This is a genomic window from Kitasatospora sp. NPDC097643 (assembly GCF_040302625.1).
Classification (GTDB): Bacteria; Actinomycetota; Actinomycetes; order Streptomycetales; family Streptomycetaceae; genus Kitasatospora.
In genome coordinates this window covers 1-10,718 of record NZ_JBEOSA010000123.1, presented here as the reverse complement: position 1 = coordinate 10,718, position 10,718 = coordinate 1, and the positions used below count along the sequence as shown (strand labels likewise).

Genomic DNA, 10,718 nt, shown 5'->3' with positions numbered 1-10,718 from the left:
GTGATGGTGGAGCCGCCGATCCGCAGCTTCAGCCGTCCGCCGATCTCCTCGGCCGGCCCGCCACCGACCGCGGCGCTGCCGTGTCCTGGTTCCGGGGTTCCGCGGCCCCGGGGTTCAGGCTTCGAGCAGCCGCAGGTAGTGGTCCAGGTACGGCGGCACGTCCAGGGAGGCGACCTCGGCGAGCGGGACCAGGCGGACGGCCTGTCCTTCGCCGAGGACGAGGTCGGCGTCGGTGCCGTCGAAGACGGCGTGGAGGGGGACGTTGGTCTCGTGGAGGCTCTCGTGCCTCGGCCCGGGGATGGTCCGCAGGTCCCGGATGTGGATGCCGGCTTCCTCCAGGACCTCGCGGGCACCGGCCTCGAAGGCGTTCTCCCGGCCTTCCCGCCAGCCGCCGATCGGGGTCCACATCGCCGGGTAGGCGATGTCCGGGCGGTCGTCGCGCAGGTTCAGCAGCAGCCGGGTGCGGTCCGGGTCGGTGACGAACACGGTGACGCCCTCGAAGTCGCGCGGTGCTCCGTGGCGGTCGAGCGCGCCCTGGTCCGACCGCTCGACGACCAGGGTCTGCCCGGAGCGCCGGGCGCGGTCGGTCTGCATCAGGCGCAGGTAGTCGGCGGGGCGCATGCGTCCGGACCAGCCGTGGAGCGAGTCGACGTCCCACGTCGTGTGCTCGGCCGGGTCGAGGACGATCCGGTCGAGCTGTTCGCGGGTGAGGCGGCCGCCGTGGAAGATGTGGCCGACCTTCTGGGTCGGCCACTGCGGGGTCGGGTCGAGGTGGACCACCGCCAGGAGCCGCCGCTCGTCGACGATCTCGGGGTTGACCTCCGCCAGGTCGAAGCCCAGTTCCTCCCGGAACTCGCGCAGCGCCGTGTCCCACGGGGTCTCCCCGGGATCGGTGTCGCCGCCGGGCCACTGCCAGTCCTCGGGGTTGAGGGCGGACCGCAGGCACAGCGGGCGGTCGTCCTCGTCGGTGACGTAGAAGCAGCCGTAGGCGGTGAAGCCGGCCAGGCCCTGGACGTAGCTGCCGACCGGCTGCCAGCGCGGGCGGGTACGGAGCCGGAGGAGGTGGTCCAGCACCTCCCGGTAGCCGTCGCTGGTCGGCGGGAGGCGGTCCGGTTCGGCCCAGGTGGCGGCGTCGTGCTCGGCGAGCCTCACCTGCGTGCCCGCCGGGACGGTGGCCGTGAAGACGAACTGGCGGGTGCGCCGGCCGCGGGTGTTGACGAAGTCGAGGGCGCGTACGTACGCGAGGTCGGTGTCGAGGTCGCTGCGGCGCAGGCCGGTTTCCTCGTACAGCTCCCGGACGGCTCCGATGAGCGGGTCCTCGCCCGGTTCCAGGCCGCCCGCCGGGTAGTCCCACAGGCCGGGCAGCACGTCGTCGGCGCGGCGGCGCAGCAGCAGGACGCGGCCCTCGGTGTCGAGGACGACCGTGCCGGCGGCCAGTTTGTCGAAGCCTTCGGCGATGGCCTGGTCGGCCAGGAACTTCAGCGTGATCACAATTCGGTCCTCTCGGTGCGCTGGGCGGGGAGCTGCTCGGCGGGAAGCTGCCCACCGTGCTGCGGGCCGCCGGCGTGCTGCGGGCCGCGGTCGTGCTGGAGGGCCCGCAGGTCGGCGAACATGCCCGGGGTGGTGGACAGTTCCGCGAAGCCGCCCTCCTGGATGACCTGCCCGTGGTCGAGCACGACGATGCGGTGCGCGACCCGCGTGTTCTCCAGGTTGTGGGTGACCAGGACGATCGCGCGGTCCTCGGCGAGCCGGGCGAGGCCGGTGAAGATGCGGTGCTCGGCGCGCGGGTCCATGGCGCTGGTCGGCTCGTCGAGGATAAGCAGTGACGCCTGGCGGTGGAACGCGGCGGCGGTGACCATCCGCTGCCACTGGCCCTCGGAGAGGTCGGTGCCGCCCCAGAAGTCCCTGGCCAGCAGGGTGTCGAGGCCGTTCGGCAGTTCGGCGATCACCTCGTCCGCCCCGGTGGCCGCGGCGGCCTCCCGGACGGCTTCGTCGCCGCGGGCGGTGGGCCGGCCCAGCGTGATGTTCTGACGGGCGGTGAGCGGCCAGTGGCTGAAGTCCTGCTGGACGAACGCCGTGCGCGCCCACAGCTGCTGCGGGTCGAGGTCGCGGGTGTCGTGGCCGTCCCAGGTGACCGCGCCCTCGGCGGGCAGGGTGAGGCCGCAGAGCAGCTTCATCAGGGTGGACTTGGCCGCGCCGTTCACGCCGACGACGGCGACGATCTCGCCCCGGCGGACGCGGAAGTCGACGCCGCGCAGCGCGGGCCGCCCCGAGCCGGGGTAGGTGTAGGTGACGCCCTTCGCCTCGATCAGCGCGGTCCGGGCCGGCGGCGCTGCGGTGCCCCGGTCGAGGCGCTGCGCGTGGGCCATCGTGATGAACGTCTTCCAGTCGCCCACGTACAGGCCGGTGCGGTGGACGGCCGCCGCGTAGTTCGCGGCGCCGTGCAGGTTGCCGGCGGCGGAGCGCAGCGCGATGACGGCCGTCCCGGCCTGGGCGAGGGAGACGTGGCCGGTGGCGAGCAGCCAGGCGAGTCCGCCCCAGACCAGGCAGGCGCCGATGCCGGAGGCGGCGGAGCCGCACACGCTGAGCAGGGCGCCGCGCCGGGCGGCGGCGTCGGTGGCGTCGGTGATCTTCTTGACCGCACGCCGGTAGCGGGCGAGCAGGAAGGGGGCGAGCGTGTTGGAGCGGACCTCGGCGGCGGAGCGCCGGTCGCACAGGAACCAGCGGAGCACGGAGGCGGCGCGGTTGGGCCCGTACACGGAGAGCATCGCCCGGTAGAAGGCGGTGGCGGAGGCGGTGCGCGCCATGGCCTGCGGGATGACGGCGAGGACCAGCAACGGCAGCAGCACGGGGTGGATCGTGGCGATCACCACGCCTACCGCGCCAAGGCTGGCGGCGTAGGTGAGGACGTCCTTGACCTGGGAGATCAGGTCCCGGGTCGAGCCGGCGCCGCGGTCGGCGGCGTCCCAGGCGGCCTGGAAGCGGGGGCTGTCGTAGGCGACGAGTTCGGCGTGGGTGGCGGCGTCGATCAGTTCCAGCTCGGCGGTGCGGGCGATCTTCGGGCCGATCCGGTCGGCCACCCAGTCGCCGACGATGGTCAGCAGCGCGGAGGCGGCGGACATGGCGGCCAGGACAGCGATGGCGGGCGTGGAGTCGGCGATGCGGTCGGAGACCGGCCCGGTGCCGGACACCAGGTGGGTGATCATGCCGGTGGTGGCCAGTAGGCCGAAGGCGTTCGCGGCGGCGGCGACGGCCGAGCAGGCGAGAAGGACGACCAGCGAACGCGGGTCGGCCCGCACGCCCAGCCGCAGCGCGAGGAGCGTCAGCCGGGGCAGGGCGCGGGCGGTCGCCCGCAGGGTGGTCTTGCGTCCGCTGATGATCTCGGTGTCGCTGCCGGACGGCTGGTACTCCATCATCGCCGTGTCGTCGTCGGCGGCGTCATCGGCGGCGGCGGCCTCGGTGGCCGCCTGGTCGAGCGGGGTGGTGGTCAAGCGGTCGCCTCCCGGGTGAGTGACCGGTTGTGAAGGTACTGGAGGTGGCTCTCGAAGAGGTCGCGGGGGTCCGCGCCGGTGCGGGCGATCAGGATCAGGGCGGTGACGGCCGCGTCGCAGGCCTCGGCCCGGACGTCGTCCCAGTCGTGGGAGTGGCCCTTGCGGGGATTCATGCCGAGCGCCCCGATGACGGCTTCGGCGACCTCGCCGGTCTCCTCACTGAGCTTGAGCGCCTGGCCGAGCAGGGCCTGCTCGCGGGGCGCAGTTGAAAGTGAATTCAGCTTATTTGCAAGGGAGTTGAGGATCTCCCAGGGGTCCGTCATGACGCTGGATCCTGCCGCTGTTCGAATCGCTCGATCAAGCCGGGCGGTTCCGGGCGAGCCCCGGGTGAACGCGGCGTTTTCGATTCCCCACCCGGGGAGCGCGGCGGGGTGGGGTCAAGCGGCGCCCTGCGGTATGCCGTGGGCGCCGGACTCATTCGGCCGGGCTCATTCGTCGGCGAGGCGCGTGCCCCTGAGGTCAGCGCCGACCTCACCGACCCCAACGCTGTCGCCGCACTCACCAGCCAGGTCGGATCCGAACTCGGCCCGATCGACATCCTCGTCAACAACGCCGGCGCCTGCCCGCGCATCCCCTGGGAGCAGCTCGGCGAAGACGAGTGGGACCGAGCCATCGGGACCAACCTGACCATCCACTACCGGACCTGCCGGGCCATCGCCCCTGGCATGGCCGAGCGCCAATTGGGGCGCATCGTCAACATCGGCAGCGTCAACGCCCGTGCCGGCCGGCCAGGGCTCACCGCCTACAGCACCGCCAAGGCCGGACTGCTCGGCCTCACCAGGTCGCTGGCCAGGGAACTTGGCCCGGACGGAATCTGCGTGAACACTGTCCTCCCCGGGGCCATCCAGGTCGAGGCGGAGAACGACCTGCCCGCCCACCACCGTGCCCGACCTGAGGATCAGATCCGCCGCCAGTGCGTCCAGCGCCGCGGCCGCCCCGAGGACGTCGCCGCCGCCGTCGCCTTCCTCGCCGGCCCGAGCGCGTCCTTCATCACCGACCAGTCGTTGCACGTCGACGGCGGCTGGCTCCTCCACTGACCGGCCGTCCCGCTGAATAGAAAGCAGACCACCGTGCAGCACCGCGTCCGAGCCGTCCTCCTCACCCCGAACAACACCATGCTGCTGATCAAGCGAATTCGCCCCGGCATCGACCCGTACTGGGTGATCGTCGGCGGAAAGATCGAACCGACCGACACCAGCCCCGAGGACGCCCTGCGGCGCGAGGTTCGCGAAGAGATCGCCGGCGAAGCCGAGATCGTCAGTCTCCTCCACACCATTGAAACCGAGGAGGAACGCCAGGACTTCTACCTCGCCACCATCCACAAGTGGAGCTTCGAAGACCGCACCGGCCCCGAGTTCAGTCAGGAAGGCCGAGGCGAGTACCTCCTGGAGGAAGTCCCTCTCACCACCGAAGCCCTCGACGCGATCAACCTCCTGCCGCAGGAGATCGCCGTCGTCCTGCGCGAAGCCGTCGAACGCGGAGAGCTCTTCGCAAGCAGGTAGCCCGAAACGGATGCTGGGCCGAACCCTCGACCTCGTCGCTGGCCTGGCCCAGCCCGACGAAATCTGCCGAGCCTTCGTCGAGAGCCGGGCTCATTCGTCGGCGAGGCGCGTGCCCCTGAGGCCGCCGCCTCGCCGACGGCCTCAGGGGCGGGTGATCACCCGGCCACCCGACACGTCCTCAGCCGGGCGTGTGCTCGCGGGCGGTGGCCGCCGCGCGGGCGGCGGCCTCGGCGATCTGGGTGGCGGCGTCGGCGGCGCGGCCGGACTCGTGCCAGTCGTGGATGTGCTGGACGGTGGGGCCCGGAGGAAGGACGCCGAGCTGCGCGAGCAGGGTGACGTCGTCGCGGATCGCCTCGTGGCGGACGACCTTGCCGTCCCGTAGGTGCAGGACGTGGACCTGCTCGGAGTCGATCTCGACCCCGGTGGGCGGGATCGCCTGGTCGAGTGCGCCGTCGCGGTAGCGGACGAAGGGGCCGGTGTGCCGGCCCCGCATGTGCAGCCGGATCCACACCTGGTCGCCGTTGTGGGCGAGGTCGGTGACGGGGAAGCTCAGGTCGGTGAAGGCGGCGCGCAGCCATGCGCCGGACGCCAGGACGCCTGCCGGCCCGGGGATCGAGCAGGCGGCGGGCGAGACGACCGCCTCGCGGTTGACGAAGTCCTGGTGCACGACGGCTGCGGCCAGGGCCGCGTCCCCGGTCGCCAGGACGGTGAAGAGGCCGCGGGCCGCGTCCTCGGGTGACATTCCCATCGGGTTCGGTCCTCTCGTGCGTGGATCGTGCGTGGGCGTGCGTGGGTCACGCGTCGGGGGCTCTGCCCTGACCGATATTCAGGTTACACCTCACCTATTGAATAGGTGGAGCACTTCAACGAGCTACGCTGACCCCATGCCGACCAAACGCAAGTACGTCTCGCCCCGGCGGGAAGAGGCCGCCGCCCAGACGCGCGCGCAGATCCTCCAGTCGGCGACCCGGCTGTTCGCCGAGCGCGGCTACGGGCGGGTGACCGTCGCGGACATCGCGGCCGAGGCGGGCGTCTCCTCGAAGGCCGTCTTCGCGAGCGCCGGCAGCAAGGGCGACATCCTCAACGAGATCGTCGACACGGCCGTACGGGCCTCCGGCTACGAGCAGGCGATGCGCGCCGTGCTCGCCGAGCGGGACCCGGAGTCCGTGCTCAGGGCGCTGGCCCACGGCACCCGGGCGGGGAACGAGGGCATGTTCACCGTGCACGAGGCGATCCACAAGGCGCTGCCGTCGCACGAGGACGGCGAGGCCCTCTGGGAACGTGCCACCGCCGACTACCGCACCGCCCTGCGCACCGCCGCGCACCACCTGCACACCCTGGCGCCGCCGCCCGCCTACCCGGAGAGGGAGGAGGAGACGGCGGACCTGCTGTGGTTCTGGTTCGGCCCGGGCGGCTGGCGCACCCTGGTCGCCGAGAACGGCTGGCCCTGGGACCGCGCCGAAGCCTTCCTCCTCCGCACCGCCCTCGCCACCCTACGGACGGCGTGATCCGCTCAGCCCGACCCTTGGCCTTCGTGAAATGTCACTGCGCTCGACTCGACAGGCGCCCGACCGGGGGCTGAGCGCGGATCTCGGCGGTCTCGAAGGACACCCGCTTGTCCTGGCCGGCGAGCACGACGCGTCCACCCGCGAGGGTGGCGGCTGTGGTGGGCCAGCCGGACCACGCGTCGACCTCCAGGTTCGTCACACCGATGCAGACCAGCACGAACTCGACCGCGTTGTGGCCCCGCGCCTGCCACAGGTCTGCGGCACCGACCGGGACGGCGAACGCGGAGAACCTCAACGTGACCGACGCCTCGCGCTCGTCGACGAGGACGGAGTCCAGGTGGTAGTCGCTCAGCGGCGGCGGGGGTGAGCCGAGGACCTCGCGGACCGTCTCGGGATTGGCCAGCTCGGCGGACCAGTCACGGTCACTGTCACGCTCACTCATAGAACACCTTCGCGGTCGTGGGAGGCAGCACCCGGTACAGGCGTCGGTCGAGGGGACTCACGAACCATCGCCGAGCCGTGTACGGGTCAGCGTCGTCGGAGCGATAGGCGTTGGGACGGCCCACCTTGACGGCGTGCGCGGTGAAGTCCAGTGAGAACCCCGGACCGCTCACCGCGACTCTGACCCGTCGCTCCGGGGACTGGACGTGCGGACCGAGTTCGACGTCGACCACGGTGCTCATGGGGACGCCCCGCATCCGCAGGTCCTCACCCACGGCCGTGAACTCGAGCTGGGCCTCGAACCGGTCACAGCCGGCTTCGGTCCAGTCCGACGGAGCGAGGTCCGGAAAGCGCGGGAACTCGACTCGCAACGTCACGGCGGGGCCGTACGGACTCAGGTGCACCGATCTGAGAACCAGGTGCGCCAAGGGCGGCAACTCGGTGTAGAGCGCGGTGAACCGCTCGGAGTGGACCAGGAGCTCCGGCCATGCGACGGCGGACAAGGGCGGTCCCTCCACTGTGCGGTCACGTCTTTCCTCAGATGGATACACCGTTCGCTGGTGGTCAGCGTCGCGGGCTGGGTGCAGCCGCCGGCTCGGCCGGCCTGGGCTCCCGCGGTGCGTGACGTGCGTGACGTTTCGCTGACCGGGCCGACTCCGGTGTCACCCGGAGGTGCAGGGCGGCGAGCAGCAGGCAGAACGCGGCCATCGCGGACCACAGTGCGGTCGTCCCCGCGTGGGCGAGCAACTGGGTGCCGAGGACGGGTGCGAGCGTCGCGGCGATCCCCCAGCTGGTACCGAAGACGGCCAGGTAGCGGCCGCTTGCGCGGGGTGGGGCGAGGTCGGTGACGAGTGCGTAGATGCGGCCCATGACCAGGAGGTCGCCGAGGCTCATCACGGCGGCCGACGCGAGCAGGGCCGGCAGGGTGCGGGTGAGGGCGTAGCCGGTCAGCCCCGTGGCCAGGAGCAGGTGGGCGAGGGCGAGGGCGACGGGCGTGGTGAGCCGGGTCACGCGGGGCAGGCGGATCAGCGGCTGGGCGAGCACGGTGGTGGCTGCGGCGGCGGTGAACAGCAGCCCGGCGTCGGCGGCGGGCAGGCCCTTGCGCGCGAGTGCGAGCGGCAGGGTGATCACGGTCTGTTGGTTGATCAGGGCGTAGGCAGTTCCGGTGGCCAGGACGCTCAGCAGGGCGCGGTCGCGCAGCGGTCGTACGGCGGTGTCGTCCTGGTCCGCGGAGGGTGGTTCGGGACGGTCACGGGGCAGGGCCAGGTGGATCAGCAGTGCGCAGGCCAGGCAGGTGGCGGCGTCGGTGACGAAGAGCCAGCGCAGGTCCCAGCGGCCGAGGAGGGCGGCGAGCAGCCCGGCGCCCATGCCTCCCGCCGCGAGCGCTGCGCTGAACAGGCTGAACGCACGCACCCGGTGCTGCTCCGGCACGGACTCGCCGATGATCGCCTGGCTGGGCGGCTCGTAGAGCTCGAAGGCCAGCCCGAGCAGCACCGCCCCGGCCACTGCCCAGAGGAGCGAGGTGGAGGCCGCGATCGCCAGCTGCGCGACGGCGCACCCGCAGAGCCCGAGCACGATGGTCGTGCGCCGGCCGATCCGGTCGGCCAGCTGTCCTCCGGCCAGCCGTGAGGGGATTGTCGCGAGCCCGAAGGCGGCGCTGACCAGCCCGGCGGTGGTCAGGCTCGCGCCGTGGTCGGTGCTGATCAGCGCGGTGAGGAAGGGCAGCGAGAAGGCGCCGAGTCGGTTGACGACCCGGGCGAGTAACAGCAGGCGGACGGTGCGGGGCAGTGGCTCGGTGCGCGGCAGCGGTTCGGAGCGCGGCACGGCGCCTCCTGTTCTCGTGGGTCGTCAGAGTCGGTGATCAGCGGGTGGTGCGTGAGCTGTTGTCCGTCTGGTCAGGTGAGGTCAGGTGAGGTCAGGCGAGGTCAGGTCAGGCCGGCATCGCGGGCGAAGTGCGGCAGCATCATCGCGACCAGGGCATCCACATCGGCATCGACCATCGGTTCGCCGGTCATGCCCATCCGGTGGAGCAGGGTGCCGACGACGACGTCGATGAAGAACAGGACCCTGTGCTCCGGCTCGTCGAGCGCGTCCTGGAGGGCGAGGCGGTAGGGGTCCTGCAACCGTGTGGAGAGGATCTCGCGCAGGGCCGGATCGCTGACGGCGTCGCTGAACACGCCCGCGAACGCGTCGCCCACTCCGGGCTCACCGATCGTCGCCGCGATCCAGCGGATGGTCGAGGACATGAGCTCGGCCCGGTCGGCGCCCCCCTTCAGCGGGAGCGGGCCGAACGCGTCGAGGAGGCAGTCCACGATCAGCGCGCCCTTGGACGGCCAGCGGCGGTAGACCGTCGACTTCGCGATGCCGGCCGCGGCGGCGATGCGCTCGACCGTGGCGCGCGCATAGCCGATGTCGTGGACCGTGTTCAGGGTGGCGGTGAAGACCTCGGCGTCGAGGCCGGCGCGCGGGCGTCCGGGTGGTCGGGCGGGAGGAGGCGTTCTCGTCATTCCCTCACCATAGCGAGTTCCGCTACCTTAGGTATCGATACCTGAGGTAGCGAAACCATGCGGGGAGGAGAAGGCATGAGCGGGGACAGCGGTGCGCGGCAGCCGTCGGCGAGCAGCAGCGGGTTACGGCAGCAGGCATTGGGGGGCGAGCCGGACTGGGCCGCGATGACCACCGAGGAACTGGCCGCTTACCGCGAGGCGGAGAACCGCAGGCGGGCGTCGCCCGCGATGCGGGCAATCACCGGGATGCCGGACCCCGGTGCCGCGATCGACTGGCAGTCGCTGACGCTGCCCGACCGCCGCCTGCCGGTCCGGATCCACCGGCCGGTGCCGGAACCCGGCACCGGCACCGCCGATCGGGCGGCGGCCCTGCCCCTCGTACTCCACGTCCACGGCGGCGGGTTCGTGGGCACGGCGGTGCAGAGCGACTGGATCAACAGCCATCTCGCCGCCCGGCTGCCGGCCCTCGTCGTCTCGGTCGAGCACCGTCTCCTCGCCCCGGACACTCCGCTGTCGGCCGCCGCCGACGACGGCTGGGACGCGCTCGACCACCTGGTGCGACATGCCGCCGACTGGGGCATCGACCCGGCGCGCGTCGCCGTGTTCGGCGAGAGCTGCGGCGCACTGATCACCGCCCTGGCCGCCATCCGCGCCAGGCAGGCCGACCTGCGACTGCGGGCGCAGGTGCTGGTCAACCCCGTCGCGGACGTGACCGGGACGATGCTCGACCACCCCTCGGTCGCCGAGCACGCCCAGAGCCCGACCCTGACCGTTCCCCAACTGCGGCTGTTGCACCGGCTCGCCGTCCCCTCGGGAACCGATCCCCGCGCGCTGTCTCCGCTGCACGCCGACAGTCTCGCCGGACTCGCCCCGGCGCTGGTGGTGGTACCGACCCATGACCCGCTGGCCGACCACGGCCGCCGCTACGCCGAGCGCCTGCGCGCGGCCGGGACACCCACGCGGCTGACCGAGTTCCCCGAGACCACGCACGCCTTCGTCAGCATGCCGGCCGTGGTACCGCAGGCCGAGGCGGCACGGGCGGAGATCACCGAGTTCCTCCGGAACGCCCTCGGCCGCTCTGCGGACGGCGTGATTCCCCGAACCGCCTGACCCACCGGTGATCCTGTTCGCCGGCGAGTCGTTGGTGGCCCGGTCGTCGCGGCCCGCGCGCAGGAGGCGCGGTCAGCCCTCCTGTTCGGCCGTGGCCAC

Annotated in this window: 12 protein-coding genes; 4 read left to right on the top strand and 8 right to left on the bottom strand. The window is 72.2% G+C overall.

All coding sequences use genetic code 11. From position 1 onward, the window contains the following. Positions 1-114: 114 nt before the first annotated feature. From ABTY15_RS38865 to ABTY15_RS38855, 3 genes are read right to left on the bottom strand one after another with little or no spacing between them, the layout of a single operon-like run. Entirely contained in the window at positions 115-1,491 is a 1,377-nt protein-coding gene (locus tag ABTY15_RS38865) for an NUDIX hydrolase (protein WP_350607112.1), read from the bottom strand. Continuing rightward, positions 1,488-3,491, bottom strand: a complete 2,004-nt coding sequence (locus tag ABTY15_RS38860) for an ATP-binding cassette domain-containing protein (protein WP_350607106.1) — start codon at positions 3,489-3,491, stop codon at positions 1,488-1,490. Before ABTY15_RS38860 ends, ABTY15_RS38865 begins: the two co-directional genes overlap by 4 nt. Further along, entirely contained in the window at positions 3,488-3,814 is a 327-nt protein-coding gene (locus tag ABTY15_RS38855) for a MazG-like family protein (RefSeq protein ID WP_350607102.1), read from the bottom strand. The genes ABTY15_RS38860 and ABTY15_RS38855 overlap by 4 nt, the downstream gene beginning before the upstream one ends. Positions 3,815-3,952: 138 nt before the next feature. Between ABTY15_RS38855 and ABTY15_RS38850 the strand changes: the two genes are divergently transcribed. After that, positions 3,953-4,588: an SDR family NAD(P)-dependent oxidoreductase gene (locus tag ABTY15_RS38850; RefSeq protein ID WP_350607099.1), complete on the top strand. Its 636-nt coding sequence runs from the start codon at positions 3,953-3,955 to the stop codon at positions 4,586-4,588. Positions 4,589-4,621: 33 nt separating this feature from the next. After that, a complete protein-coding gene (locus ABTY15_RS38845; protein ID WP_350607095.1) occupies positions 4,622-5,053 on the top strand; it encodes an NUDIX hydrolase in 432 nt (143 codons plus the stop codon). Positions 5,054-5,231: 178 nt separating this feature from the next. Here the strand turns inward: ABTY15_RS38845 and ABTY15_RS38840 are convergent, their stop codons facing one another. Further along, a complete protein-coding gene (locus ABTY15_RS38840; RefSeq protein WP_350607092.1) occupies positions 5,232-5,801 on the bottom strand; it encodes an ester cyclase in 570 nt (189 codons plus the stop codon). 136 nt (positions 5,802-5,937) lie between these two features. Here ABTY15_RS38840 and ABTY15_RS38835 point away from each other — a divergent pair, with 136 nt between their 5' ends. After that, on the top strand, positions 5,938-6,561 hold the full coding sequence (locus tag ABTY15_RS38835) for a TetR/AcrR family transcriptional regulator (RefSeq protein ID WP_350607089.1): 624 nt from the start codon (positions 5,938-5,940) through the stop codon (positions 6,559-6,561). 34 nt (positions 6,562-6,595) lie between these two features. Here ABTY15_RS38835 and ABTY15_RS38830 read toward each other — a convergent pair whose 3' ends face one another. The 4 genes from ABTY15_RS38830 to ABTY15_RS38815 form a co-directional block, all read right to left on the bottom strand. Continuing rightward, positions 6,596-7,003: an Imm50 family immunity protein gene (locus tag ABTY15_RS38830; RefSeq protein ID WP_350607084.1), complete on the bottom strand. Its 408-nt coding sequence runs from the start codon at positions 7,001-7,003 to the stop codon at positions 6,596-6,598. Next, positions 6,996-7,505, bottom strand: a complete 510-nt coding sequence (locus tag ABTY15_RS38825) for an Imm50 family immunity protein (RefSeq protein WP_350607081.1) — start codon at positions 7,503-7,505, stop codon at positions 6,996-6,998. Before ABTY15_RS38825 ends, ABTY15_RS38830 begins: the two co-directional genes overlap by 8 nt. Positions 7,506-7,566: 61 nt before the next feature. After that, positions 7,567-8,826, bottom strand: coding sequence for an MFS transporter (locus ABTY15_RS38820; protein ID WP_350607077.1), 1,260 nt, complete (start codon positions 8,824-8,826; stop codon positions 7,567-7,569). A gap of 101 nt (positions 8,827-8,927) precedes the next feature. Continuing rightward, positions 8,928-9,509: a TetR/AcrR family transcriptional regulator gene (locus tag ABTY15_RS38815; protein ID WP_350607075.1), complete on the bottom strand. Its 582-nt coding sequence runs from the start codon at positions 9,507-9,509 to the stop codon at positions 8,928-8,930. 165 nt (positions 9,510-9,674) lie between these two features. On the opposite strand from ABTY15_RS38815, the gene ABTY15_RS38810 reads away from it, so the two are divergent. After that, positions 9,675-10,619, top strand: a complete 945-nt coding sequence (locus ABTY15_RS38810) for an alpha/beta hydrolase (RefSeq protein WP_502893688.1) — start codon at positions 9,675-9,677, stop codon at positions 10,617-10,619. Positions 10,620-10,718 lie beyond the last annotated feature (99 nt).